The organism is Exiguobacterium sp. N5, from assembly GCF_025842465.1.
In the GTDB taxonomy this organism is placed as follows: domain Bacteria; phylum Bacillota; class Bacilli; order Exiguobacteriales; family Exiguobacteriaceae; genus Exiguobacterium; species Exiguobacterium profundum.
Genome location: NZ_JAPAEP010000001.1, coordinates 375,014 through 399,704, shown reverse-complemented (window position 1 = coordinate 399,704; position 24,691 = coordinate 375,014). Strand labels below are relative to the sequence as shown.

Here is a 24,691-nt window from a genome sequence, read left to right as displayed (position 1 = left end):
CTACCTCACTACTCTATTTATTGAACAAGACGCTCAAGCGCCAGTCCTCGAGATGCCTTTAACAATACCACAGTATCCGGTCGTTGATAATGATGAAGGAGCGCCTTCGCTTCCTCAACCGTCGGGACCATTTTAACGCTCACTCGTGAATCTTGAATCCCATCCGCGATCCATTTTGCCTTGTCTCCGACGAGAATACAATCGGTCACGGGAGATGTCACCGCGCCACCGACTTGTTCGTGTTGCAGTTGTTCATCCATTCCTAACTCGTACATATCTCCAAGGACGAGCACACGCTTCGAGAATCCTTCAAGCGACTTGACCGTCTCAATCGCTGCAATCATCGACGTCGGACTTGCGTTGTAGGCATCGTTAATGAGGTGAGCTTCGCCGAACATCTGTTTTTCCATCCGCATCGATGTCAACTTGATTCGGTCTAGGCCACGTTGAATCATCGCATGATCGAGACCGAACGCAAGTCCACACGCGATTGCATAGGCTGCGTTTCGAATCTGATGGGCACCGAGCACCTTTAGTTCATACAAGTCACCGTTGTATTTAAAGATCGATGCGTCAAATGTCGTTTCGATCACTTCAATTTTCCCATCCGCCGTTTCATCGTATCCGACGCGATAGCCTTGACCGGAAAGAAGTGGCTCATCCGCATCGACGATCAAGCGACCGTCTGCTTTGAGACCGGCCTTGATCTCAAGTTTCGCCTTGGCGATACCTGTCCGTCCGCCGACTTGTTCACCGTGGGACTCCCCGATATTCGTCACAAACGCCACATCAGGCTTGGCGAGTTTTGACAGCGTCTCGATTTGACCGAATCCGTTCATTCCCATCTCTAGGACGGCTACTTCCGTATCCCGTGGCATTCTGAGAACGGTAAGCGGCAAGCCGACGTCCGAGTTGAAGTTACCGGCCGTCTTATGCGTCTTGAACTTCTCCTCGAGCACGACAGCGACCATGTCTTTTGTCGACGTCTTCCCATTCGAGCCTGTAATGGCGACGACGAGCGGATTGATTTCTTCTAAATATCGCGCCGCTGCCGTTTGCAATGCCTCAATCGTCGATTTCACAGGGATGACAACCAGGTTGTCTGGTTGAGGACGACCTTCTTCCCAGAACGTGACAATCGCACCCTTTTCAACGGCCGCCTCGATGTAATCATGACCGTCGACTCGCGCCCCAACGATTGGGACGAAGAGACCCGCCTCGTTTGCATCTCTTGAATCTGTGGCGACCCGTTCGACGAGACGTTCGTCATTTAGATCCATGCCAAACCATGATGCCAATTTTTGAACTGTCAGTTGTTCCATACAAACTTCCTCCTCTTACATAGGAAAAGAGAGCCGCAGCCCTCTTCATCTCGTGCGTTAATTCGACGGGGTCTCCAATTTCACTTTCAAGGAGGCACCTGTTTTGACCGGTTTCCCTTTGCCAATCGATTGCGATGTGACAAATCCGGTACCGTCGATTTCTAAATTTAATTGATAAAGGGTCGCTAAACGTTTTACGTCACGCAACGACCAACCTTTTAATGTAGGCATCGTAAACGACTCGCTCGTTTTTAGCAACAATCGTTCACCGACGACATAAGATTGTCCTTTCACAGGACTCTGCGCAATCACTTCGTCTCCATCACCTAACACGATCGGATTGAAGGAATTCTCCGTCGATGCGTTCACTGCCTCTTCACGGTTTTGACCGATATACGAAGACGTTGTCTTCGTCGAGGCTTCGACTGCTTTTTCTTGTTTTTCAGGCTCGACACTCCGGTAACGTAATGCGACATCCATCACGTCTTTGAAAAGTGGCGCCATGATTCGTGGCCCGGTCGTAGACGAGTCACTGTTCGGTCTGTCCACCGCGATATACATCACAAGTTCCGGATCGTCTTCCGGAGCCATCCCGACGAACGAGTGAATATACTGTCCACTCAAATATTTTCCGTTCTCGGCGATTTGAGCGGTACCGGTCTTTCCGACGACGCGATAGTTGTCTAACGCATACAGTTGCCCGGTTCCCACATCGCTATTGACGACACCGTCTAGCGCTTCACGTGTCTTTTTGGCTGTCTCCGCCGTGATCGGTTGACCGACTTCTTTCGGATTGGTCGTCCGAATGGTTTCGCCGGTCTCGCTGTTGACGATTTTCTTGATGAGGTGCGGTTGCTTCATCGTCCCATCCGTTGCGATGGCCGATGTCGCTTGCAAAATTTGCATCGGTGTCACCGCTGTCGATTGTCCCCATGCCGTAATCAAGACGTTCATCGGACTTTCGAAATCGAATTGACTATTGACCTCTCCAGGCAAATCGATTCCTGTCCGCTGATCAAACTTGAAAGCTTTAAAGTAATCTTCATATCGACTGAGACCAAGTCGTTCGTTCGCTAAAATCGAGAATGCGACGTTCGACGAATGCCAGACGCCTTCTACCATAGGAATGGTACCCCATCCCGTAATGTTGTAATCATTGAAGACCGTCTTGCCATATTTGTATGAACCGGATTCATACAGCTCATTCGGATTGTACACGCCTTCGTTGATGGCTGCCGCGAGCGTAAAGATCTTCATCGTCGATCCAGGTTCGAATCGAGACGAAACAGAGAAGTTACTGTACGAAGAAATCTCGCGTGTGTTCGGATCAAACGATGGTCGGTCCGATAGTGCGATGATCTCTCCCGTTTTCGGGTCCATGATGATGGCCGTCGCATGTTTCGGCTCATACTCCTCATACAACTCATTCATCTTCGTTTCGAGCAACTGTTGGATTCTGTGGTCGATTGTCAATTGAACGTCCGCCCCGTCTTCCGGTTCAATCTTCAACTGCTCGTCACTCGATATGAGTTCACGACCTGCCAAATCTTTCTCAAATCGATACAGACCGTACGATTCACTTAAAATATCATTCAGAGACTTTTCAATCCCTAATTCACCGACGAGTTCGATACGACCGTTCTGGTCAATTTTTTGGGCATATCCGATTACCGAGGAAGCAAATACTTTGTTCGGGTAATAGCGCTTCGGTTCCTCGACAAACGTGATGCCGTTTAGGTCGAATGCTTCGATCTCTTCTTTTTGTTCTACGGTCAAGTCACGACCGGGAACACCGAACTCGATCTGTCCAAGGTCGGCATTTTGTTCAAGCCGTTTCAATAAATCGGCTTCTGTCATAGGCAGCACGGTCGACAATTGCTTCGCCGCTTCGGCGAACTCATCAGGCATAAGCGTCTTCCCTTTGACCCGCTCACCACCGAGTTTCAAAACGGCAACGAGCCGGTATGATGGAATGTTGATGGCAATCGGTTGACCGAAGCGATCATACACCTCGCCCCGTTCCGCTTCTAACGTACTGACCGCTTTCCACCGTTGCTCTTCCGCGAATGCGAGCATGTTCTCCCCTTTGTACGTATGGGTGACGGATAAATAAAGGAACCATCCGACAAAAAATAAAAAGAGCGGGGTGAAGCAGACAATCGCTACCCACGCCACTCTTTTTTTACTCTGTTTTAAAGAATTCATCAATCAATCACCTTGACATTCTTTTCATTGAATTTCATTCCGAGCTTCTCGGCAATCGCATAAATTCTTTCGGGCGAGCTTAATTGGGCGATTTCATACTTTAGTTCTTCGTTTTCTTTTGCAACCCCGTCGACCTGCTGATTGACGGTTGCTGTATCACGCATAATATTATACGCTTCATTGTGCTTCGACACCGTGATGCCACCGAACATGACCACTGAACCAATCATCACTGGATACAGGATCGATTCAAACAAGGTCAACGTGCGTCGTTTTGGAGCAGGTATTGGTCGTTCTTGCGGAATCGGATTTCGATTCGGTGTTACTTGAGGCTGCAACGCCTTACGGGCAGCTTCTGGCATCAGGTATCCCTCCTACACTCTCGGTTATTTTTGTTTTTCGGCCACTCTCAACTTAGCAGAGCGTGAACGACGGTTATCTTCAAGTTCTCCCTCACTCGCCACGATCGGCTTACGCGTGATGAGTTTGAGTTCCGGTTCAAATTCTTTCGGAATGACCGGCAACCCCGGTGGTAATGGTGGATGCTGGCTTCGCTCTTTGAACACTTGTTTACAAATGCGGTCTTCTAACGAATGGAACGTGATGACACAGATGCGTCCATTCAATGCAAGTAAATCAATCGCATCTTGAACAGCGCGGTCGAATACGTTCAACTCGTCATTGACGGCGATTCGAATCGCTTGGAACGTCCGCTTCGCCGGGTGTCCGCCTTTTCGTCTAGCTGGTGCAGGAATCGCTTCTTTAATCAAGTCGACAAGCTCGAATGTCGTCTCAATCGGTTTATCGGCACGGGCTTGCTCAATCTTTCGTGCGATTTGCTTTGAAAACTTTTCCTCCCCGTATGTAAAGAAAATACGAGCAAGTTCTCCGAATGACCATTCGTTCACAACATGATAGGCTGAAAAGTCCCGTGACCGGTCCATTCTCATATCGAGCGGTGCGTCATAGTTGTAACTGAACCCGCGCTCCGCCTCATCTAGCTGTGGCGAAGAAACGCCTAGGTCGAATAGTACACCGTCCACTTTTGTCACACCACGTTGGGCGAGTTCTTCCTTCAAGTGAACGAAATTGCTCTTTATAAACGTCACACGGCCTTCATAAGGAGCCAATCGCTCTTTCGCATGTGCGAGCGCGACGTCATCTTGGTCGAACGCATATAGTTGACCCGTCGTTAGACGCTTTGCGATTTCTTCACTATGACCCGCTCCACCTAACGTACAATCGACATATACCCCATCTGGTTTGATGTTCAATCCCTCAATGGACTCCATTTTTAAAACCGTTTCATGCTCAAACATTCAAAAAACCCTCTCAACCTACATATTTCAACTGTTTTATTACACTTACTTTATCATAAAAATGTCAAGGTCCGTACAGGTTTTTAGTGAAAAGAGGAAACAAAAAGGTAACAACGAAAAAAAGCTCTCGACAAATGTCAAGAGCTCTCAAAAAAAAGATTATACATAGAACAAACATCGCTCCGTATCAGATTGTTCATAAACCTGTTTCAATCGTTTGAACACGTCTAGTCCGTGACGATTTAATATCGGAACCATCGAGATGATGCGCTCTTGAGGGGCATCCATCGGGAACAGCCGGGTCGACAGATGAATCCTTCGTGCATTCAAGCGATATTGTTCTCGCTTCGATTCAGCACGCATCTCATCCGCCAATCGCTCGAGCACATGTCTCGACTTCGCCTCAAATCGTCTTCCTTGTTTCCCTGCCTCATGACTGACGGCCTCTGTGAGCGTCCGATACGCATATAGCTTTTCTTCAAACGCTTCATCGTCAAATGCATGATCCGGGAGCGGTCGCTTCATATACTGCTCCAATGTCACGCTTTCTTGACGAAGCTTCTTCTCATCATTTCTTGACACGATCAACCCACCAAGACGTGGCAAGAGAAGCGGCATCTTCCATCTCATCTCGTGGAAGAGCGGTCGAAGCTGGAGCCAGTAGGCAATTTCACCGGGACCTGCCACATACCCAACAATCGGGAACAGGAAATCCTGCATGAGCGGACGGGAGACCACGTTATTTGAGAAACGTTCCGGATGCGCCTCTATCTCTGTGAGCAGTTCGTCTTCAGTGAAGCGATGTCCTCGCTTTGTCGTGAACACCCCATCGACCTTCGTGAGCAGCTCTCGTGTCCCATCGTGATAAAACAGATGGGCCGCGTCTCTGTTCAAGTCGACCGATGGCATCCCTTCTTCATACGCATGACCGAGCGCTTCATGGAGCTTGTCATGATGCTCGATGAGACTTCGGAACATCGGTCGTTCGAGAGCCCGTACGTCTTTCGCGTGCGGGTCAAACAATAAAAAGTCAGATCCGACGAATCGCCGCATCATTCCACCGAAAAAGTGAGCGAACGAACGACTCACTTGAATGAGGTCAATCAGCTCATGATACAAATGTGAAGTATACGGTGTCTCTGTTTCGTTCAGTAGAAGACGTTGCGCCATTTGAACAAGTTCGAGCTTGACCCGTTCGAACTCTAAGTCCCCTATCGATGCTTTTCCTGCAAGCGGTAACGATGACAAGGCATCTTTTTTCAACGTCCTCGAAAACGCCTGTGTCGTGAAGACATGGTTGATTTCAGCAAAGTCATGATCTTCCGTCGCCATCCAGAAGACAGGAAGGACCGGTTTCCCTAATTTCGCTTCAGCCTGTTTCGCCCGTTTGATGACCGCTAACAGTTTGTATACGGCAAACAAAGGTCCTCCATATACGCCGACCTGTTGCCCCGTCACCATCACGTACGCTTTTCGCTGAGCGAGTAACTCCAGATTCGCTTCCAACTCTTCCGAAAGTTCCCCGAACTGTTCTTGTTGTCCCTTTATTATCTCGACGAGCTCCGACAGATGCTCATAGGTGCGCCCTGAGACCTCCTCGGCACGTTTTTCGATTTCATCCATCCCTCGATAATCGAGCCAGCGACCATATTCATGATCGATTTGAATCATCGGTGATGTGGATGCATATAGAGCATCAAATGCTTCTACCTTCACGTATAACAACTTCCTTTCAATCAATCAACGAATCATGCCTTGGGCTACACCGATTGCGAATAAAATGGCGTGGGTCGGAACAAGTAGCAAGAAGAGTAACCGCCAACCATGGACGAACATCTTCGTGAACAACACTTCCTCATAACGAATCCGCTGCCAAATCGCGTTGATGGGGAAAATCGCACAGCAGGCTGCGAGCAATAATAGCAACATATCTGTCCCGACGATGGCCTCAAGTAAAATACTGCAAGCGTAAAACCAAAGGATGACCCCGGCATCGCATGCGAGTTTGAATGAGTTGATTGATTTCGGCATAATTTTTCTAAGTATCATATACACCATAAACCATAAGATGAGTGGAAATGAAACGATATACACTAACACGATGCGCTCGCTCCTAGAATCAGTTTATGTAATAGCGGAATGACAGTGAGAGAAATCTGCATCTGTTCGGCTTTCTCAATCACCGGTTTCAAAATCGCATCCACCTCTGTCGGCCGACCTTCTTCAAGATCGCGCAACATCGAGGAGCGATTCTGTGCGGTACGTTCGATAATCGTCTCGATGTAGGTAAATGAGACTTGCTGCGCAAACAAAGGCACCAACTCATCGTAAATCGATTGTGCGATTTCACGATATGGTGAGCCGGCGAGGGCTCCATTCGGGACCCGGCATAATGCCGTGATGGGATTGATGATGGCATTAGCAAACAATTTTTCAATGACGACTTGTTCAATATCTTCTTCCCACACGATGTGAAGTGGGCTCTCTTGAAATGATAGAGGATGGAGCCCCGACGTACTTCCAATTCGAATCCGTCCGAGTCCACGATGCTCAACCTCATGACCACGCTTCGTCACCCCATGCTCGACGACACCTAAATGAAACCCTCGACGTTTCGCATATTCCAGATGGGCAATCCCATTCGAACAAATAAAGACGGGCACCTTACCCGAGAGTCGGGCCGTCGCTTCCTCGACTTGATGGGCTTTCGTCGTGACAAAAAAAAGATCCTCGTCCGTTTCCTGAAGCGTCTGACTTGACCGTAACGACACACGTGCCGTCCCTTCCGTCACACCGATACGTGTGATGAAAAGTGGATCAGATGACCCGATCCTTCCATAGAGCGTCACGTCGTAATCGTCTGCGAGCACAGATGCCAACAATAATCCGACCGCTCCGTTTCCGATGATACCAATTCGTTTGATGGAGTTCATCATGGCCCTCCTCCTATTCGAACTATTTTCGCACAAAAAGTTTACCACATCTTTTCACCATGACCCAAAAATGACAAACAAAAAAGGAGTAACCTGAGAACAGGTCACTCCTTCAAGCATTATTTGCTTGTTACTTCTTTACCGTTGTAATGTCCGCAAGATTTGCAAACACGGTGTGAAAGTTTCATTTCGCCACAGTTCGGGCACTCGTTCATACCAGGTACGTTGAGTTTGAAGTGAGTACGACGAAGACGTTTGCGAGTTTTCGACGTTCTACGGAATGGTACTGCCATCGTTGTCCACCTCCTTGATAAGTTAACCTTCCTCGTTCTCTTTTTTCGAGAACAGGTCGGCTAGTCCCGCGAAACGCGGGTCAATTTTTGGTTGGGCTTCGGGCTGTTCGTCAGTGAGCGTCCAGCCTTCTCCTTCAACCTGAGTTTTGTCTGTTTCGTTCCCATAAACTTGCATCGGGACGTCTAACATGATGAGCTCTTTTACAATCGGTACAAGACTGATTGTATTTCCTTCTGGCAAATTCACGTCATCGAATTGCTCCGTATAACGCCCATTCTCCAAAAAGAAAGGCTCGAGCGATTCAATATCGAATTCATAAGTGACATCTTCTAACGTTCGCGCATCTGGCAACGTCAGGTCACCTTGAATCTTCAGATTGAATGTAACTTGATTAGATGTGAACGATGCATCCCCGTGCACATGCACCGGGCGAATCGAACGGATATCCGGATGGAGCTGAGTCAGCTCTGGTAGTTCTACCATCTCATCGATTGTAAAACCGTCACCCTGGTTTCGGAGCTTAAGTAGCTGTGCAATAGACCATTTCATCCGAATCACCTCAATTGCAACAATATGAATTATAGATAGGCCAACTTGTTTTGTCAATGTTTTTTCTTTACACTAAAATCAGTTGACGACGGCGCTTTGCCAAAGCGTACTTACTCATCTTACACCAATCCATACGACAATGCAAAGGAGTAAATCATGCAAAAGACGGCCATTATTGCAGAGTACAACCCGTTTCACAACGGGCACTATTATCAAGCGCAAACTGCACGTCACGAAACCGGAGCTGATGTCATGATTGCCATCATGAGTGCCCAGTTCACTCAACGGGGCGAACCCGCCTCGTTCGACAAGTGGAAACGGGCTAAGGCTGCCGTCGAGAGCGGTGCGATCGATCTTGTCATCGAGCTACCGACCCAATACGGGGTCCAACGCGCCGACCGTTTCGCTAAAGCCTCCGTCTCGATTGCTGAACAGCTCCGTTGCCAGACGCTATCGTTCGGGAGTGAGAGCGGGGATATAGATGCAATCCTCCATGCAGCCCGTTCACATGTCGAAGAGACGTCACGTTACAAAGAGGCGCTTCAAGAAGCATTACATGAAGGACACTCGTCCGCTCAAGCTTCGAGTCGAGCTTTCCGGACCGTTTATCCCTCATTTGATTTGACGCGACCAAACAACATTTTGGGCTATCATTACGCCAAAGCAGCAAAGATGATTCAGTTACATACAGTCAAACGGCTCGGGGCTGATTATCATGATCCTTCATTAATGGACGTCATGTCGGCAACGGGTATTCGGGCTCATTACCTAGACACCGGTGAAGTTCGTGCCGTTCCGGCATCGACTGAAGCGATGTTTCGGACACAACCGATGACACATTGGGAACACTATTGGCCCGTCTTACAATTCAAACTGAGAACCTTGCCACTCCACACATTGACGGAGCTCGTAGGAATTGATGCTTCTCTCGCACCTCGTCTTAAGCAGGCGGGAGTCGAGCCTTCATTCGAACGTGCACTTGCTGTCGTGTCGACACGTCGCTACACGCGTACCGCCATTCAGCGGGCGTTCGTCGCCGTACTGCTTCACTGGTTAAAAGTCGAGGCACCGACACGCTTTGATGAAGTCCCTTACGTGAGACCGCTCGCCTTCAACGATCTCGGACGACATGCGTTACGAGATGTGAAGGAAGACGTGCAACTCGTCAGTAAGTTCGATGCCCGGCTCGATTTTGAAGCTCGTGTCACCGAAGCATATCGACTCCCGCTTCAAGATGATGCATTGATCGAGCACCGGCAACGCCCTCAGTTCATCTCTTCTAAATAACGAATCGCATCCTCGACCGTCTTTACAGGGACGACTTCAATGTCACTGTTTAGGCGGTCTCGTGATTCCAGCGCCTCTTCATAATTTGAACCGGCCGGCACAAAGAAGACTTCCGCTCTTTCCTCGTCGGCGGCGACAATTTTCTGCCATGCACCTCCGATAGGTCCGACATTCCCTTCCTCATCGACCGTTCCGGTTCCGGCAATCCGTTTTCCATTTGCCAAGTCACCTGGCGTCAATTGATCATAAATTTCTAACGTGAACATCAATCCTGCAGATGGACCGCCGACATTCGTCAAAGCGACATCGACTTCAGGATCAGCCGTGATTTCTTGAACGGGAAGTGGTTCATAGATTCCAATTCCGACACGATCCCCGCTTTGATCGATCGGCTGAATGAGCGTTTGCACGACACGTTCTTCGCCGTCTCGTTCAATCGTCAACTCCACTTCATCGCCCGCCTCAAATTCCGATATGCGATTCAAAAAGTCGACGCGAGTGGCAAAGGACATCCCATCGATGGCCGTGATGACATCACCCGGCTTCAACACATTGGCCGCAAGGGACCCAGGAATCGGAGCAGATACATAAATTCCCTCGAAATCAACCGTCACGTCTTGAGCTGCTAATTGATAGGCGTATTGGATTGCTGCTTGTTGAGAAGAGTCCATCAATAATTGTTGGCGACGTTCATAGTCTGCCTCATTCTCCCCATCGTATAAATAGCGACTGGATAAATTCGCTTCCGTGAACGGGGTCACCCAACTTTCAACTAACCAAAACGGAGTCGCACGGCGTTGGGAGATTGTCACCATCATCAGTTCCCCATCCTCTTTTTCGCCACCTTGGACGGTCAGGAACTCTTCAATTGAGGTCGCTGCTCCGGGTGAAGAGATATAGTAAGGAAGTGGGACGAACAGGAAGAGAAGCACTGTAACGAGTAGACCGAGACCGATTTTTAACGATTTCATTGTCCCGAACTCACTTGATACTTTTTACGCAAGGCAATTTCAACCTGTTCCGGTACGAGTTCACTGACCGATGCACCATATTTCGCCACTTCTTTGACAATCGACGAGCTGAGGAACGAATATTGACTATTCGTCATCATGAACAACGTCTCGACGTTCTCATTCAACTTTTTGTTAATTGATGCGATTTGAAGCTCGTATTCGAAATCTGAGACTGCACGGAGCCCACGGATGATCGTCGCCGCTTCCCGCTCTGCGGCATACTCGACAAGCAATCCCCCGAACGCGTCAGCCGACACGTTTGGCAGATGTGTCGTCACATCTCGAATCAGTCCAAGTCTTTCCTCCACATCAAATAATGGGGCTTTGCTTGAATTTTCAAGGACAGCCACGATGACTTCGTCAAAAATGGCCGCCGCTCGTTCAATAATATCTAGATGTCCGTTTGTGATTGGGTCAAAGCTACCCGGACAAATCGCAATCCGTTTCATCGTGTCACTCCTCCGATGCGTACTCATAGAAACTGATGGTGATGACATCTGAGTATCGCTGTTCTTTAATTCGTTCAAATCGTCCCACCCGCTCCGGTAATGTCACGTCACTACCGTGTTCACAGACGATTACGCCGATATCGATCAACAAATCTGATTCATCGATCAGCTGTAAGAACGCCACGTGTTCTTCCGCATGATAAGGAGGATCCATAAAGATGAGCTTGAATTGTTCCTGTTGAACCTTGAGTTGTTCGAGTACCGCCTTGGCGTCTTGACGATATACTCTCCCTTTTACTTCATAATGGGTCGCTCGCAAGTTCTCTTGAATCGTTTGGACGGCTTTCGGTTGACGATCGACAAAAATAGCTTCGTCACAACCTCGTGATAACGCCTCGATTCCGAGCCCACCGCTGCCCGCGTAAAGGTCTAGTGCTTTCCCGCCTGAAAAATAAGGTCCGATAATGTTGAATAACGATTCCTTCACTTTATCGGTCGTCGGCCGTGTCGCCGTTCCTGGGACCGCTTTTAAACGGGTCCCTTTTCGTTCTCCAGATATGACACGCATGTCTTTCCCTCCAGCAGAAAAGATGAAGGTGATGCCACCTTCATCTTTTTGTTTATTTCGATTTTGTCTCGTACGTTTCGGAAATGAATGGGCGTTCGCTTCGAACGACCGCTTCCACAAACGGCAATGCTTTCACTTGTTCGAGTACGGCTTCATGACCTTCGAGGTCAGTATAAAGAAACGCATACTTTTCTCGTTTTGAGACAAAGTAAAGATTCGCATAACGTCTTAACGCTTTCACTTGTTTTAAGGAATTCACGTATACGACGAAGCCAATCCGTTCATTCAACTTAGACGGCGCATCCACAACTTCCGCCTCCTCCGCAGCTACCTCCACCAGAACATCCACCTTCATCAAAGAATGGATTACCGGTCGGGACCTTGATTTTAGGAGAGACTGAATGAGCCAATAGTTCACTCACTTCCCCTAACAACTTATCCAAGCTTCGTTCCGCTTTTTTGAACGCAGCGATTTCCGGCTGAACATCGAGACGACGTTTGATGAGATGCATCTCTTTTTTGATGCGGTCGTGGTCCGGATGATGCTTTCCGAATCGCTGGACATACTCATAGTCCTCTTTCATCTTCAAGAACTCACGCTCGATTTCCTTTGCTTCTTGTGATGCGAGACGTGCCGCTTTCGTTTGAATATATGTTTGAAACGATTCGCTTGCTTCAATCAAATCGGTCAATTCTTCTGTTTGATCGAGCAGGGCAATCGTCTGTTCAGTGATTATCATACCCCTCACCCTTTCTGCCATGATTTTACCACAATTGTTTCCCTATGTAAGCAATCCACACTATAATTGAAGTTGACCGCAAGGCGTTCCATGTAGAAAGGAAGTGAACAGACGCAACCTATGCGTCTACGTATGAAAAAAGTTTCTTTTAATATGATCCGATCGGCCGGTATCAAGACGGATTATGCGAAACCCGAATATTATTTCGATCAGCTCGATAAGGTTCGCGCTGCCGACCTCGTCCTGTTCCCTGAGTATTGGATGGTCAATTCCATCATCTACGGGATGAATAAAGCAATCTTCCCATCACCTGCGACTTATCACCTCGGGCACGACAAGATCGAGATGACGCGCGCCTTTAAAGCGACATATCCGCATCGGATTCCGAAGACATTGATTTATGGAAAGAACCCATACACGATTGAACGCGTGTTGGAAGAATTCCACTACCCGTTCGTCGCCAAAAAAGCCAAATCCTCAATGGGTCAAGGGGTATGGTTAATCAAAAATGACCAAGACTGGTTAGAATACGTCGAGAATCATGATACGTTCTATGTCCAAGAGTTCATCCCGAATGATCGCGACTTACGCATCATCGTGATTGGAGAAGAGGTAGTCGGTGCCTATTGGCGTGTCAGCGAGGCTTTTTTAAACAATGTCGCTCAAGGGGCTAACTTCTCGTACGAAGACATCCCGGAAGACGTCATCAAAGAAGTTCAATCGATTGCCAACACGTTATCTATCAATCACGCAGCGTTTGACGTTATCGTGACGGAAGAAGGATTTTACATTTTGGAATTCAACGTCTTTTTCGGATCAGAAGGACTGCTACCTCTTGGCGTGAAACTCCCTCAAAAAATCGAGGAATACTTAAATTCACTCGGCTGATTAATCGTTCATCTTTTTTTCACAATTTGAACACACGTTATTCCAAGAACGTTTTTGAATATGGTATGATGACATATGAGGTTTATTCGAAAAGGGGGATTATGATGAAATTTGAGCAGTTCCACATCGAGGGAAAAGAAATCCGTTTTGGTTTGCTCGAGACGATCATGGATCATCATCATTTCATCCGTGAAGGTGCTTGGGATTACGAGCGTGCCACGTATGACATGAAATATGAGAAACAATCGACTGGCGAAACATTCTATCTTCGCTTACCTGTATACGCGATCGAAGGTCAAATCGAAGATCGTCACGCTGTTGTCAAAATGCTTACACCGATTTTAGGAAAGCATTATTATCCACACGGTGTTGAATACGATGAAGTCTTCCCAGAAGAAATCGTCCGCGACTGTGAGCGCCGTCTAAAAGCACTCGCAGAAACATTAGAAGTCAAACCCCTTGCATAAGCGAAGGGGTTTTTCTTATGGGCGAGTTAAACGTTGTTAGGCAACTTACGCCGACAAGTCCTTTGATTCGATGATCACGCAACCTTTACTCTTATAATACATAATCATATCTTCTAGTTTTTTCAAATCGTAGCTCGTAATGCAATCCGACAAGACGCTAACCGCATAGTCAGATTTCCGCAGATTGTAGCAAGTCGACTTCACACAGGCGGTCGCATCAGCCCCAGTGATATAAAACGTATCGATGTGATGCTTGGCAATGAACGTCACAAACGCTTCGCTCGTCAAGGCGTTGCCCTTGTACTTTGTGAACACGTGGTCGGACGCGAGCTTCAAATCTGGTGCTAATTCCGCTCCTCGCGTTCCTGTTTTGAACGTTCTCGTCCCTGCTGATAAATTCTCATGACGGATATAGACGATATGTAACTTCTTTTCGACCGCCCAATCAATCGCTTTATTGATGTTGTCGATGATTGCTTTGTAATTTTTCGTGATGTCATTTTGAATGTCAATAACGACTAAGGCTTGGTTCTGCATAATTTGTCCTCCTCCATTTCTAAAAAGCGAACATTAGTTCGACTCCACTATTTAGTATAGCAAAGTTCACTTCTGGAAGATATAGTCATAAGAAACGTAGCGTCGAGCATATAAAAAAGGAGGCCCTTTAAGGGTCCTCCCTTATATCATGCCGCAATGACGGTCAATGTCACATCGACTTGACCGAGCAATAAATCGAATTGGTCTCGAACATAGCGGTACAATCGCTCTGCCTCGAGTAGTGTTAATGGTGCAATGATTTGATAATCATAGTGGTCTTTCGAGCGAGAGACGACTTTCACTTCTTTCAAGCCGAATTCGATTGCGCTACACGCGATCAAATCTTCAATCGCCCGTTCCGCAATCGTCACGTCTCCGTATGAATAGTCATTCCCAATCACAGCCATCGTATCGTTCATGGTGATCACTCCTTTTCATTCGCGAGCACTTTAACGTCCTCCATGATAGATTCGATATCGACCGGTTCATCCCCTGCCGTCGCCATCTGCGCGACAGCACGGACATCATGATGGCGGTCGATGACGTACATCGTCGTCGCATGCGTCACGAGTCCGCTGTTCGCCTTCGAATAATAGAACTGTAGCTGACGTGTGATTCGGTCAATGTCTACCTGGTCTCCCGTCAACATCTTCCATCCAGTCGGCTCTGCTTGGAATGCTTCCCCGTAATTTTTCAGAACGGGCACGGTATCCACATCCGGGTCAACCGTGATCGCGACGAGTTCTACGTCCGAGCCGTATAAGTTCTCTTTTTTCAATTCTTTTTCGAGTTTCATAAAATCACGTAACGTGAGCGGACAAATATCTGGACAGTTCGTATAGAAGAACGTCACAATCTTCACTTTTCCGTTGTCGGAATTATAGGTCTCTTCATTTAATGCGTTCGTTAATGTGAACGGGGTTGGCTCTTGAATGACGGGTAGGTCGTCTTGATTGAAGAAAACAAAATACACGGCTACTCCGATGACGACAAGCGTCAAGACGGTCAAACCGACCGTCAAATAGCTATTCCGTTTCATACAGCTCTCCCTCTCTATGGATCATCCTCCGATTATCGCGCGGAATACGTTCGTCGTTTCACCTGGGTCATATGCCACATAGAGAAGAATGTAAACCGTCACCCCCGTAATGGCCGTGAAGAACCAGACGACTGACGCTTTTGGACCGATTTTCCGGTGCTTCTCGATTTTGTTTTTATAACCGAGATAGAGCGTAATCAATCCGAGGATACCACCTGTGGTTGCGAGAAGAATATGGAAAATCATAAAACCAAGATAGAACGGCTTCACTGAATCCGGTCCCCCAAATGCCGTGTTACCGACAAAAATGGTACGCGAGACGTAAAGGATGAAGAACGTCGTCGCTGCAATCGCTGCGGCCGTCATCACCTTTTTATGTTTTTCGATGTTGCTGCGGTCTTTTGCGATAATCACCCATCCGATGGCGACAAGAATCGCACTGATGACGATGAATGACACACTAATTAAGGCAAGATAGTTCATCAATGTTTCCCCTTTATGTTCTGTTTAATTTTTTTCATTTGTTTCTTGCGGAGTGAATGACATGCCTTCATCAAGAGCAAGTGACTTCGTCCGACGCACCCAGCCGAAGAACGTCCAGCCGAAGAAGAAGCCGTACACGATCTCTTGACCGAGTTTCATGAGGACCCCACCGAAACGTTGATCTTCGAGCGCACTGTTCGTCGCTCCCATCAACGCCTCTAAATCAATTCCGGAAACGTCACCATTCGGGAGACAGTATCCAAGGACCGTCGCAAACGTCTGTGGGTCCGTGTATGCATTATAGAGTGTCGTTTGACTAAAGATGATGAGCGCACAGGCAGGTGTCAGTAAGACCCCGTTGGCGATAATGTACACCATTCGTTTCAAATCGGACATGCCTTCCTCTTCGTCTGAGACGAGTGGAACGATGACCGGATACCACATCGTCAAACTAAAGACGACAAGGGCACCGTGGAAAATACGGTGAACGCCGTAGTTCGTCAAGACGTAGTCGAATACGACCGGCATATGGTAAATCGAGAACAATGCGTTGAATAAAATGAGCGCGATCAGTGGCTTCGTCAAAAACTTGAACATCGGCCCAATCCATTTGAAGCTAAGTACTTTTTCAAACACCCAGTACGGTAGACCGTAAACGACGAGTGCCGGTGCCAAAATATAGACGAGCACCATTTGGAACATATGCACCGATAAAATGATATGTGCCATGACATCGATTGGACTTCCAAAACCGATGTAATACAAGACAATCGCAAACAACATACTAAACTTTTGTAATAACGTGGTCGAGGCATATCCTCGCTTCGCCATTCTCTCTGTCACGACGGCATATAACACATAAATCCCGACCATGAGCAATCCGAACAGCGGACTCCATAACGTGAGCCAATCAAATTGATTGAGCAGCTCCGACGTATTCCAGAGCATCCGTTCACCCCTTTTCTTTCTCTCCCTAACCTTTGAAACCGTTCACTTCAAGATTACTATTCATTCATTTTTGAAGTAAAGGAAAAAGGACCGAATCATCCGTGTTTCCACAGATGTTCAATCCTTTGTCACAATTACCAAATGAGTAAGCGGAGTGCAGCGACCGTGATGATGGCAACAAAGATACCTAGCCACATCATGCCAACGATCCACGTGTTCCCACGGTTATTCATATGCATGAAGATATATAACTGTAGGAAGACTTGGATGACCGCCAAGATGATTAAAAAACCACCTGCTGCCCACACTGGCATCAATTCCGCATAGACGGCGCCGAATGCCACGAATGTGAGTAAAATCATCATCGCGAAACTGATTAATTGAAGCTGATACTCACGTTTCGACTCTGCTTTTACTTCAAGCTCTAACTGCTTGTGAGATTCGTTCATTACTCGTTTTTCCATATTAGTTCACCATCCCTAAGAGGTAGACGATTGAGAAGATGAAGACCCAAACAACGTCGATAAAGTGCCAATATAGACTCGATACATAAAATTTTGGTGCATTGTATACATCGATCGGACGGTTCCAGTTACGAATCAAGAGCGTCGTGATCCAAAGAAGACCGAACGTTACGTGCGCGCCGTGGAAACCAACCAACGTATAGAAGGCTGAACCGAATGCGCTCGACGTGAACGTGTGACCGATGTGGTAGTAGTGAATGAACTCGTAAATCTCAGCACCAAGGAATCCGGCACCAAGAAGGAGCGTCACAATCAACCAAAGCTTCATACGCCCTGGATTGTTTGCCTTCATGTTCATCATCGCAAGGACACTTGTAAGTGAACTTGTGAGGAGGAGCATCGTCATGATGAAGACGAGCTCCATTTCGAAAATGTTATACGAACGTAATTCCTCTGGCGCACCAGAGTTCAAGAGACCAACGTATGTTCCAAAGAGCGAGGCGAAGAGGACTGTCTCTCCACCAAGGAAGAACCAGAAGGCCACATATTTATTTTTCCCTTCCAGTGTTGCTTTCTCTGGATTGGCCGGGATACCGGTCACTGGGTGTTTTTCAACTGCATGTGCCATTTATTGTTCTCCTTTCTCACGAATCGCTTTCAAGTCTGCTTCGACTTGTGACTTCGGAATGTAGTAGCCGTGATCGTCAATCCAAGAACGTAGGAACATCGAGACGAACGTCATCGCTAATCCAAATCCAATCAATGACCAACCGACGACCGTGTTATCCATCTGGAAGATGGCACCGAGTCCTGCGATAAAGAGGCCGAGTGACATGAAGAACGGAATGAGCGAGTTATTCGGCATGTGAATGTCCGAAACTTCCTCAGCGACTGACACGCGTTTGTTGCCTGCCATTTTCTCGAGCCAGAACGTATCAAGTCCTTTGACGAGTGGTGTTTGTGCAAAGTTGTACTCTGGAGTCGGAACAGGAAGTGTCCACTCAAGCGTACGTCCGTCTCCCCAGTGGTCTGGTTTGACGCGGTCTTTTGACAAGAAGGCTTTCACAACAGCGATGAGCAAGACAATCGTTGACACACCCATGAAGAATGCACCGATTGTCGAGAGCATATTGAGTGTATCCCAACCTTGACCATCGAGGTATGTGAAGACTCGACGTGGCATACCGAACAATCCGAGGAAGTGTTGCGGGAAGAACGTCAAGTGGAACCCGATAAAGAACAACCAGAACTGCCAGTATCCAAGCTTTTCAGAAAGGGCTTTTCCGAACATGAGTGGGAACCAGTAGTAAAGTCCTGCGAAGAGACCGTATACAACCCCACCTACGATAACGTAGTGGAAGTGAGCGACAACGAAGTAGCTGTCGTGGTACTGATAGTCAGCCGGTGCGACTGAAAGCATAACCCCTGTCATCCCACCAACGAGGAATGAAGGAATGAACGCGACAGAGTAAAGCATGGCCACGTTGAATTTAATTTGACCGCCCCACAGTGTGAAGAGCCAGTTAAAGATTTTAACACCAGTTGGTACGGCAATCGCCATCGTTGCAACAGCGAAGATCGAGTTGGCAACTGGACCAAGACCGACTGTGAACATGTGGTGAACCCAAACCATGAATCCAAGGAAACCGATAAGCATTGTCGCGAAGACCATCGTCGTGTAACCGAAGAGACGTTTACGCGCAAATGTCGGAATGATTTCCGAGAAAATACCGAATGCCGGTAAGATCAAGATGTATACTTCCGGGTGACCGAAGATCCAGAAAAGGTGTTCCCAGATGACAACGTTCCCGCCAAGTGCCGGGTCAAAATAAGCAGCTCCGAAGAGTCGCTCGAACATCAACATGAACAATCCGACCGTAAGTGGTGGGAATGCGAAGACGATCAATGCCGATGCAACGAAAGTCGTCCATGTGAAGAGTGGCATACGCATGAGTTTCATTCCTGGCGCACGCATGTTCAAGATGGTGACGAGGAAGTTAATCCCGGCCATCAATGAACCGAAACCTGAAATCTGAAGACCGAGAGCGTAGAAGTCTACCCCTGTCGCTTCCGGTTGTGTTGAAAGTGGAGCGTAAGCCGTCCACCCTGCGTTTGGTGCTGCTCCGAAGAACCAGCTCAAGTTAAGCATGACTCCACCGAAGAAGAACAACCAAAAACCTAATGAGTTAATGAATGGGAACGCAACGTCGCGTGCCCCGATTTGAAGTGGTACGACGGCGTTCATAAAACCGAATAGCATCGGCATGGCCGCTAGGAAGATCATCGTCGTCCCGTGCATCGTAATCAACTGGTTAAATGTCTCACCGCTGACGAAATCGTTCATTGGTTTGACGAGTTGCCAACGAATCAGTAATGCTTCAATTCCACCGAGAAGGAGGAAGAAGATTCCTGAGAACAAATACAAAATACCGATTTTTTTGTGGTCAACCGTCGTAATCCAATCCATGATGCCATTGTATTTACGCGATTGCTGCATTGCAGTGGTCTGTGCCACGTGAAATCCCCCTTTTCCCGTTAGTCAATCTTCTGCTCATACAAGAAGTCAACGAGTGCATCTAATTCTTCGTTGCTGATTTGACCTTCATTGAATCCTGGCATAAGAGCCCCTTGTTTTTTCTCTTGCGGGTCACGGATCCACTCTTTCAAGTTGTCCTCGTTGTTTTCGAGGTAACCTGCGAGCCATTCACGATCACCGAAGTTCGTTAAACTTGGTGCCACTTTACCGCCGCCGTGACAGCTCAAGCAGCTTTCGACATACACTTGCTCACCTGTAGTCAAGTTTGTGTTGTCTGCGACGAGATTCTCACCGTTCTCGTCTTGCTTAGCTTTCATGTCAGCGAGCCATTGATCATATTCTTCTTGCTCGAGCGCGATGACTTTAAAGTCCATAAGGGCATGTGACGGACCGCAAAGCTCAGCACATTTCCCGTAGTAAGTACCTGGTTCATTTGCATGTAACCACATTTCGTTATCAAGTCCTGGGTTCGTATCTGTCTTACCAGATAAAGCCGGTACCCAGAATGAGTGAATGACATCTTTCGACGTCAAGTTGATGCCGACTCGTTTTCCGACTGGAATGACGAGCTCTTGCCCTGTCACAACACCTGCTTCTGGATATTCAAATTCCCACCAGTACAAGTTAGCTGTAACGTTGATTTCTTCTTCTTTTTTCGCTTCTTTCGCTTTCGCGAGTTCGACAGTCGTCGTGATTGTCGGAACAGCGAGAATGATGAGAAGGATAATCGGAACGACTGTCCAAATCATCTCGAGTGTACTGCTACCTTCAACTTGCTTCGGAATCGATTCATCTTTCCGACGGAACTTCATGAGCACGTACACGTAAATGACCGATACGATGATGAGTACGAAGAGCATGATCGCCAAACTGATGAGAATGATGCGGAGCTGAAGCTCAGCCCCTTCTCCCATCGGCTTCAATGCAGACAATCCCTCTTGACCGCAACCTGATAACAGGACTGCGAACATCATCATCGGGACGATGCCAAACAGAAGCTTCTTAAATGATTTCACAACAATCCCCACTTTCTCCCAAAATGATGTGTAATGGTTTTCTATATAGTGAGTGCGATCACCAGAGTGCTGTCAAAATCAGCGCGATAATCCACACGACTAAATAAATTAATGAATAGAAGAACATTTTGTTTGCCCACTTGATTTCGTCCTCGGCGTTGAATCCTTTCAATCCGAGATACAACCAGTAGCCCCCTAAACCGGCTGCGACTGTCAAGTAAACAAGACCATAGTGCATAAATAAGAGCGATGCCGGAATCAGCGTCGCAATCCACCAGATGATTTGCCGTTTCGTGATGGCAAATCCGTTCACGACCGGAAGCATCGGAATGCCTGCCGCTCGATACTCTTCCGTCCGTCGCATGGCGAGCGCCAGGAAGTGAGGTGGTTGCCATAAGAACATGACAAGGAACATGAGCCACGCATCAATATGAAGTGCCGGATCTAGTGCTGCCCAACCGATGAGCGGTGGAACGGCTCCCGAAATACTACCGACGACTGTATTGAGCGTACTCGTACGCTTCAGCCACATCGTATAAATCACGACATAAAAAAATGCCCCGATTAAACCGAATACTGCGGCGACGTACGATACAAGGAGCAATAGTAGTGTTCCGATTGCAAGTTGTGTCAATCCAAGGAGTAAAATCTTCTCTCCTGAAATCTTGCCGGTTACACTCGGTCGATTGTCCGTACGATCCATTAAGTAATCGATATCTCGGTCCACAAAGTTGTTTAGGTAACAACTCCCCGAAATCACGAGTGCGCTTCCTAACATCGTTAATAAGAGCTGTGGCCAAACTTCAAACAAGTAAAGGACTGGCGTATCGCTCTGGTACGTCGCTGCCACGAAGAATCCTGCAAACACCAACAACAGGTTGGCGCGAACGATTCCCATTTTCGCTAAGGCGACGTAATCTCGGAATGACGTTGATTCTGTATACTCTACATCTACCGTCATCCCTGGGTTGACTTTTGTCATACTGACCCCCCCACATAATCACGAAATCCTCGCATTCTCTTCACAGAAAAAACACAATATGAACAAAATACACTTAACTCTCTACAAAGATACCATATTTTTTTATAAAATACGCCCTTTATGCTTGTAAAATAGCGAGTTTTTTGTGTCAATAGTGTGATATTTGTCACACCTTATGTGCTTTACTAATATTAGAATAACGTTTTTGATAACGATTGCAAGCTTTTCCATTTCGTTTTTTGAACGGAAAGCCGTATAATAAGTATGGCGAAAAAAATATAAATAAACAAGGTACATTTTTTAACGGATTTCGATTAGAAGCAGGTGGTATTGCATGCATAAAAAACTCGCGTTTTTCTCAGGGTTTGTCACCCTCGGGATGATGCTTGTCCTCATCATGGGTGGAACCGTGACGAAGACGGATTCAGGAGATGGTTGTGGGACGGACTGGCCACTCTGTCATGGAAAATTAATCCCAACCAATCCCAGTGTTGAAACAATGATTGAATACAGTCACCGGGTAGTCTCCGGTATTGAAGGTCTTCTCATCATTGCGCTCGCCATTTGGACGTTCATCGCGGTCAAACATCGGGTCGATGTGAAAATCTTTGCGTTTCTCGCATTTATCTTTATGCTCATCCAATCAATCATTGGAGCGGGCGCGGTCATTTGGCAACAGTCGGATGCCATCCTGGCCCTTCATTTTGGAATTTCTCTCGTGTCGTTCGCGTCGTTACTCATTTTGACGATTCTGTTATTCGAAGGTGACCGGGAACATCAAGTCGTATCGAGACGATTAAGATCTCATCTTTACGGTCTTTCAATTTATACGATGATCGTCGTGTACACAGGAGCCTACGTCCGTCACCTCGGTGCTACATACGCATGTGTCGGTTGGCCGATTTGTGAGCAGAACGTCTGGACGTTCGAGTCGTATGTGCAGATGGGACATCGCATCATGGCGGGTATTCTCGTTTTGTACACGTTGTATGTACTCTATCTTGCCCGAAAAGAAATGAACCGATTGATTGAGCGCGGTATGTGGGCGTCTCTTTTCTTCATCCTACTTCAAGTCGGTACAGGTGCTTGGATCGTTCTTGGGGGACACGCGACTTACGTTCCGCTCCTTCACGCATTCTTGATCACGTGCTACTTCGGTATCCTGTCATACCTCTCTTATCACGCGTATCGGTCGACAGCGCGACAAGACGGGGCACAATTGAAAAACATGAACGGATAACCAAACTAAAAAGCGCCGCGGCGCTTTTTAGTTTACAATGCTTTAAATCGTTCGAGGGCACGCTCTCTCGCTTCTTTATGATCGACGATTGGCATGGCATAGTTGTCTCGCTCTGACGGGTCCGGAAAGTGAATCGATTTATCTGTTATATGTTTCAGCTCCGGCACATACTTCCGGATGAACGTCCCATCAGGGTCAAATCGCTCGGATTGCGTCGTCGGATTGAAAATACGGAAATACGGAACAGCGTCCGTCCCGACTGAGGCCGCCCATTGCCATCCCCCGATATTCGACGCTGCCTCATAATCGATCAGCTTTTGCTCGAAATACCGTTCCCCTTTTCGCCAATCGAGAAGGAGATGTTTCGATAGGAAAGATGCGACAATCATGCGTAGGCGGTTGTGCATCCACCCGGTCTCGTTCAACTGACGCATCGCCGCGTCGACGATTGGATACCCCGTTTCCCCGTTACACCACTTTTCGAACTGCTCTTCATTGTCCTCCCATTCAAGTGACTTGTATTTATCATTGAACGGTTGATCTTTCAATCCGTGGAACTTTGACATGACCATGTAATAAAATTCACGCCATAACAGCTCATCGTAATACGTGTCACGCCCCTTTGATCGTCTCGCCGACAACACTTGTTCGGTGATGGTGCGAATCGACAACACACCTGTCCGTAAATAAGGAGATAGTCGACTCGTCCCGGCGATGCTCGGAATGTCACGCTTCTCGTCATAATCGACCATGCGATCATTGACGAAGTGGGTCAATCGTTTCTTCGCTTCCGTTTCCCCTAGCCCTTTCCATTCACGATTACATCGTTTGAATAGATCTTTCAGTTCACTCGGTTGTTCATTCTTTGAACGGATGTACTGAGATAAACGATCGACATCAACCTCATACGGTGCGGGCGGCTGTTCGGCATACGCCGCTTTTTTGAACGGGGTGAAAACTTTATAGGGATCGCCACTTTTTGTACGGAACGCATCGGGATGAAACAGGTGACGATCCAGAAGTCGCACAACTTTTACTTCTTCACCAAGTGCTTCAATCACACGGTCATCCCGCTGTTTGAACGGTTCCACGTACTCCGCATTAAAATAGAGCACATCCATCTCCCCGAGCTGTTTCACGAACGCATCCTCCGTCTCTGCGACAAGGACGCGAAGCCCTAACCCTTTCGCATCTAAATCATACATGAACGCTCGCATCGTCGAGAAGAAATAGTCATGCCGTACCTCGAACGGGTCACAGTATTTCGGATTCAACCAAAAGACGAAATCTAGGTCATCGCCTTCCTCCATATCTTTCAATACACGGTGTAACATATGATTATCGGTCAGTCTAAAATCCGAACGAAACCAACATACTCGTCTCATGATCTCCACTCCCATCTACAAAAAAGA

29 protein-coding genes are annotated in these 24,691 nt (G+C 47.4%); 4 read left to right on the top strand and 25 right to left on the bottom strand.

All coding sequences use genetic code 11. The features are described from left to right. Positions 1–17: 17 nt before the first annotated feature. From OKS35_RS02065 to OKS35_RS02025, 9 genes are all read right to left on the bottom strand, one after another. Complete coding sequence (locus OKS35_RS02065; RefSeq protein ID WP_264092375.1) at positions 18–1,322, bottom strand: UDP-N-acetylmuramoyl-tripeptide--D-alanyl-D-alanine ligase; 1,305 nt, start codon at positions 1,320–1,322, stop codon at positions 18–20. A 57-nt stretch (positions 1,323–1,379) separates the two neighbouring features. Next, entirely contained in the window at positions 1,380–3,527 is a 2,148-nt protein-coding gene (locus tag OKS35_RS02060; protein ID WP_214691088.1) for a penicillin-binding protein, read from the bottom strand. After that, complete coding sequence (ftsL, locus tag OKS35_RS02055; protein WP_074037336.1) at positions 3,527–3,889, bottom strand: cell division protein FtsL; 363 nt, start codon at positions 3,887–3,889, stop codon at positions 3,527–3,529. Before ftsL ends, OKS35_RS02060 begins: the two co-directional genes overlap by 1 nt. A gap of 24 nt (positions 3,890–3,913) precedes the next feature. Continuing rightward, positions 3,914–4,846: a 16S rRNA (cytosine(1402)-N(4))-methyltransferase RsmH gene (gene rsmH / locus OKS35_RS02050; protein WP_078146645.1), complete on the bottom strand. Its 933-nt coding sequence runs from the start codon at positions 4,844–4,846 to the stop codon at positions 3,914–3,916. Positions 4,847–5,005: 159 nt separating this feature from the next. Next, entirely contained in the window at positions 5,006–6,562 is a 1,557-nt protein-coding gene (gene bshC / locus OKS35_RS02045) for a bacillithiol biosynthesis cysteine-adding enzyme BshC (protein ID WP_264092374.1), read from the bottom strand. 24 nt (positions 6,563–6,586) lie between these two features. Continuing rightward, the gene (locus OKS35_RS02040) at positions 6,587–6,946 is read right to left on the bottom strand and encodes a DUF3397 domain-containing protein (RefSeq protein ID WP_015881302.1); all 360 of its coding nucleotides are present in this window, start codon (positions 6,944–6,946) and stop codon (positions 6,587–6,589) included. Further along, complete coding sequence (locus tag OKS35_RS02035) at positions 6,940–7,779, bottom strand: 2-dehydropantoate 2-reductase (RefSeq protein WP_251125231.1); 840 nt, start codon at positions 7,777–7,779, stop codon at positions 6,940–6,942. Before OKS35_RS02035 ends, OKS35_RS02040 begins: the two co-directional genes overlap by 7 nt. A gap of 119 nt (positions 7,780–7,898) precedes the next feature. Continuing rightward, a complete protein-coding gene (gene rpmF, locus OKS35_RS02030) occupies positions 7,899–8,072 on the bottom strand; it encodes a 50S ribosomal protein L32 (protein ID WP_015881300.1) in 174 nt (57 codons plus the stop codon). A 22-nt stretch (positions 8,073–8,094) separates the two neighbouring features. Further along, positions 8,095–8,622, bottom strand: coding sequence for a YceD family protein (locus OKS35_RS02025; RefSeq protein ID WP_015881299.1), 528 nt, complete (start codon positions 8,620–8,622; stop codon positions 8,095–8,097). Between the two features lie 156 nt (positions 8,623–8,778). Between OKS35_RS02025 and OKS35_RS02020 the strand changes: the two genes are divergently transcribed. Next, entirely contained in the window at positions 8,779–9,909 is a 1,131-nt protein-coding gene (locus OKS35_RS02020; RefSeq protein WP_074037342.1) for a nucleotidyltransferase family protein, read from the top strand. Here the strand turns inward: OKS35_RS02020 and OKS35_RS02015 are convergent. The 5 genes from OKS35_RS02015 to OKS35_RS01995 are packed head-to-tail and all read right to left on the bottom strand — an operon-like array spanning position 9,888 to position 12,679. After that, complete coding sequence (locus tag OKS35_RS02015; RefSeq protein ID WP_214691091.1) at positions 9,888–10,880, bottom strand: SepM family pheromone-processing serine protease; 993 nt, start codon at positions 10,878–10,880, stop codon at positions 9,888–9,890. The genes OKS35_RS02020 and OKS35_RS02015 overlap by 22 nt on opposite strands. Continuing rightward, positions 10,877–11,371 carry a pantetheine-phosphate adenylyltransferase gene (gene coaD / locus OKS35_RS02010; protein WP_264092373.1) on the bottom strand — a complete coding sequence of 165 codons (495 nt, stop codon included), beginning with the start codon at positions 11,369–11,371 and terminating at the stop codon, positions 10,877–10,879. The genes OKS35_RS02015 and coaD overlap by 4 nt, the downstream gene beginning before the upstream one ends. Before the next feature lie 4 nt (positions 11,372–11,375). Continuing rightward, the gene (gene rsmD / locus OKS35_RS02005) at positions 11,376–11,939 is read right to left on the bottom strand and encodes a 16S rRNA (guanine(966)-N(2))-methyltransferase RsmD (protein WP_214691092.1); all 564 of its coding nucleotides are present in this window, start codon (positions 11,937–11,939) and stop codon (positions 11,376–11,378) included. A gap of 52 nt (positions 11,940–11,991) precedes the next feature. Further along, positions 11,992–12,246 carry a YlbG family protein gene (locus tag OKS35_RS02000; RefSeq protein WP_143406649.1) on the bottom strand — a complete coding sequence of 85 codons (255 nt, stop codon included), beginning with the start codon at positions 12,244–12,246 and terminating at the stop codon, positions 11,992–11,994. Continuing rightward, complete coding sequence (locus OKS35_RS01995; protein ID WP_015881293.1) at positions 12,230–12,679, bottom strand: YlbF family regulator; 450 nt, start codon at positions 12,677–12,679, stop codon at positions 12,230–12,232. The genes OKS35_RS02000 and OKS35_RS01995 overlap by 17 nt, the downstream gene beginning before the upstream one ends. 132 nt (positions 12,680–12,811) lie before the next feature. Here OKS35_RS01995 and OKS35_RS01990 point away from each other — a divergent pair, with 132 nt between their 5' ends. Both OKS35_RS01990 and OKS35_RS01985 read left to right on the top strand, forming a co-directional pair. Continuing rightward, positions 12,812–13,567, top strand: a complete 756-nt coding sequence (locus OKS35_RS01990) for an ATP-grasp domain-containing protein (protein WP_074037944.1) — start codon at positions 12,812–12,814, stop codon at positions 13,565–13,567. A 104-nt stretch (positions 13,568–13,671) separates the two neighbouring features. Then, on the top strand, positions 13,672–14,034 hold the full coding sequence (locus OKS35_RS01985) for a YugN family protein (protein WP_015881291.1): 363 nt from the start codon (positions 13,672–13,674) through the stop codon (positions 14,032–14,034). Between the two features lie 45 nt (positions 14,035–14,079). Here OKS35_RS01985 and OKS35_RS01980 read toward each other — a convergent pair whose 3' ends face one another. The 10 genes from OKS35_RS01980 to cyoE all read right to left on the bottom strand — a co-directional run bounded on the left by OKS35_RS01980 (position 14,080) and on the right by cyoE (position 22,039). Further along, positions 14,080–14,571, bottom strand: coding sequence for a cysteine hydrolase family protein (locus tag OKS35_RS01980; protein ID WP_159562045.1), 492 nt, complete (start codon positions 14,569–14,571; stop codon positions 14,080–14,082). A 146-nt stretch (positions 14,572–14,717) separates the two neighbouring features. Further along, the gene (locus OKS35_RS01975; protein ID WP_215244074.1) at positions 14,718–14,990 is read right to left on the bottom strand and encodes a hypothetical protein; all 273 of its coding nucleotides are present in this window, start codon (positions 14,988–14,990) and stop codon (positions 14,718–14,720) included. 5 nt (positions 14,991–14,995) lie between these two features. Then, entirely contained in the window at positions 14,996–15,610 is a 615-nt protein-coding gene (locus OKS35_RS01970; RefSeq protein ID WP_159562044.1) for an SCO family protein, read from the bottom strand. 21 nt (positions 15,611–15,631) lie between these two features. Next, on the bottom strand, positions 15,632–16,093 hold the full coding sequence (locus OKS35_RS01965; RefSeq protein WP_015881287.1) for a DUF420 domain-containing protein: 462 nt from the start codon (positions 16,091–16,093) through the stop codon (positions 15,632–15,634). Between the two features lie 24 nt (positions 16,094–16,117). Further along, complete coding sequence (locus OKS35_RS01960) at positions 16,118–17,041, bottom strand: cytochrome c oxidase assembly protein (RefSeq protein WP_159562043.1); 924 nt, start codon at positions 17,039–17,041, stop codon at positions 16,118–16,120. Positions 17,042–17,175: 134 nt separating this feature from the next. Next, entirely contained in the window at positions 17,176–17,505 is a 330-nt protein-coding gene (locus tag OKS35_RS01955; protein WP_031421543.1) for a cytochrome C oxidase subunit IV family protein, read from the bottom strand. A 1-nt stretch (position 17,506) separates the two neighbouring features. Beyond that, positions 17,507–18,133 carry a cytochrome (ubi)quinol oxidase subunit III gene (locus OKS35_RS01950; RefSeq protein WP_015881284.1) on the bottom strand — a complete coding sequence of 209 codons (627 nt, stop codon included), beginning with the start codon at positions 18,131–18,133 and terminating at the stop codon, positions 17,507–17,509. Further along, positions 18,134–20,002, bottom strand: coding sequence for a cytochrome c oxidase subunit I (ctaD, locus tag OKS35_RS01945; protein WP_214691280.1), 1,869 nt, complete (start codon positions 20,000–20,002; stop codon positions 18,134–18,136). Between the two features lie 38 nt (positions 20,003–20,040). Next, a complete protein-coding gene (coxB, locus tag OKS35_RS01940; RefSeq protein WP_214691281.1) occupies positions 20,041–21,018 on the bottom strand; it encodes a cytochrome c oxidase subunit II in 978 nt (325 codons plus the stop codon). Between the two features lie 97 nt (positions 21,019–21,115). Continuing rightward, positions 21,116–22,039 carry a heme o synthase gene (gene cyoE, locus OKS35_RS01935; protein WP_074037356.1) on the bottom strand — a complete coding sequence of 308 codons (924 nt, stop codon included), beginning with the start codon at positions 22,037–22,039 and terminating at the stop codon, positions 21,116–21,118. Positions 22,040–22,373: 334 nt separating this feature from the next. On the opposite strand from cyoE, the gene OKS35_RS01930 reads away from it, so the two are divergent. Next, a complete protein-coding gene (locus OKS35_RS01930) occupies positions 22,374–23,279 on the top strand; it encodes a COX15/CtaA family protein (RefSeq protein WP_214691096.1) in 906 nt (301 codons plus the stop codon). 32 nt (positions 23,280–23,311) lie between these two features. On the opposite strand, the gene OKS35_RS01925 is transcribed toward OKS35_RS01930, so the two are convergent. Then, positions 23,312–24,664: a cryptochrome/photolyase family protein gene (locus tag OKS35_RS01925; RefSeq protein WP_214691097.1), complete on the bottom strand. Its 1,353-nt coding sequence runs from the start codon at positions 24,662–24,664 to the stop codon at positions 23,312–23,314. Positions 24,665–24,691 lie beyond the last annotated feature (27 nt).

Excerpts from the sequence above, each read along its gene's own strand:
- ctaD (WP_214691280.1), bottom strand. The coding sequence starts at position 20,002 with ATGCAGCAATCGCGTAAATACAATGGCATCATGGATTGGATTACGACG.
- OKS35_RS01960 (WP_159562043.1), bottom strand. The coding sequence starts at position 17,041 with ATGCTCTGGAATACGTCGGAGCTGCTCAATCAATTTGATTGGCTCACG.
- OKS35_RS01970 (WP_159562044.1), bottom strand. The coding sequence starts at position 15,610 with ATGAAACGGAATAGCTATTTGACGGTCGGTTTGACCGTCTTGACGCTT.
- cyoE (WP_074037356.1), bottom strand. The coding sequence starts at position 22,039 with ATGACAAAAGTCAACCCAGGGATGACGGTAGATGTAGAGTATACAGAA.
- OKS35_RS01990 (WP_074037944.1), top strand. The coding sequence starts at position 12,812 with ATGAAAAAAGTTTCTTTTAATATGATCCGATCGGCCGGTATCAAGACG.
- OKS35_RS02060 (WP_214691088.1), bottom strand. The coding sequence starts at position 3,527 with ATGAATTCTTTAAAACAGAGTAAAAAAAGAGTGGCGTGGGTAGCGATT.
- rpmF (WP_015881300.1), bottom strand. The coding sequence starts at position 8,072 with ATGGCAGTACCATTCCGTAGAACGTCGAAAACTCGCAAACGTCTTCGT.
- OKS35_RS02025 (WP_015881299.1), bottom strand. The coding sequence starts at position 8,622 with ATGAAATGGTCTATTGCACAGCTACTTAAGCTCCGAAACCAGGGTGAC.
- OKS35_RS02035 (WP_251125231.1), bottom strand. The coding sequence starts at position 7,779 with ATGAACTCCATCAAACGAATTGGTATCATCGGAAACGGAGCGGTCGGA.
- OKS35_RS01965 (WP_015881287.1), bottom strand. The coding sequence starts at position 16,093 with ATGAACTATCTTGCCTTAATTAGTGTGTCATTCATCGTCATCAGTGCG.
- OKS35_RS02015 (WP_214691091.1), bottom strand. The coding sequence starts at position 10,880 with ATGAAATCGTTAAAAATCGGTCTCGGTCTACTCGTTACAGTGCTTCTC.
- OKS35_RS01975 (WP_215244074.1), bottom strand. The coding sequence starts at position 14,990 with ATGAACGATACGATGGCTGTGATTGGGAATGACTATTCATACGGAGAC.
- OKS35_RS01980 (WP_159562045.1), bottom strand. The coding sequence starts at position 14,571 with ATGCAGAACCAAGCCTTAGTCGTTATTGACATTCAAAATGACATCACG.
- OKS35_RS01955 (WP_031421543.1), bottom strand. The coding sequence starts at position 17,505 with ATGGAAAAACGAGTAATGAACGAATCTCACAAGCAGTTAGAGCTTGAA.
- OKS35_RS01985 (WP_015881291.1), top strand. The coding sequence starts at position 13,672 with ATGAAATTTGAGCAGTTCCACATCGAGGGAAAAGAAATCCGTTTTGGT.
- OKS35_RS02065 (WP_264092375.1), bottom strand. The coding sequence starts at position 1,322 with ATGGAACAACTGACAGTTCAAAAATTGGCATCATGGTTTGGCATGGAT.
- ftsL (WP_074037336.1), bottom strand. The coding sequence starts at position 3,889 with ATGCCAGAAGCTGCCCGTAAGGCGTTGCAGCCTCAAGTAACACCGAAT.
- OKS35_RS01995 (WP_015881293.1), bottom strand. The coding sequence starts at position 12,679 with ATGATAATCACTGAACAGACGATTGCCCTGCTCGATCAAACAGAAGAA.
- rsmD (WP_214691092.1), bottom strand. The coding sequence starts at position 11,939 with ATGCGTGTCATATCTGGAGAACGAAAAGGGACCCGTTTAAAAGCGGTC.
- OKS35_RS01930 (WP_214691096.1), top strand. The coding sequence starts at position 22,374 with ATGCATAAAAAACTCGCGTTTTTCTCAGGGTTTGTCACCCTCGGGATG.
- coxB (WP_214691281.1), bottom strand. The coding sequence starts at position 21,018 with ATGATGATGTTCGCAGTCCTGTTATCAGGTTGCGGTCAAGAGGGATTG.
- OKS35_RS01950 (WP_015881284.1), bottom strand. The coding sequence starts at position 18,133 with ATGGCACATGCAGTTGAAAAACACCCAGTGACCGGTATCCCGGCCAAT.
- OKS35_RS02020 (WP_074037342.1), top strand. The coding sequence starts at position 8,779 with ATGCAAAAGACGGCCATTATTGCAGAGTACAACCCGTTTCACAACGGG.
- rsmH (WP_078146645.1), bottom strand. The coding sequence starts at position 4,846 with ATGTTTGAGCATGAAACGGTTTTAAAAATGGAGTCCATTGAGGGATTG.
- coaD (WP_264092373.1), bottom strand. The coding sequence starts at position 11,371 with ATGAAACGGATTGCGATTTGTCCGGGTAGCTTTGACCCAATCACAAAC.
- OKS35_RS01925 (WP_214691097.1), bottom strand. The coding sequence starts at position 24,664 with ATGAGACGAGTATGTTGGTTTCGTTCGGATTTTAGACTGACCGATAAT.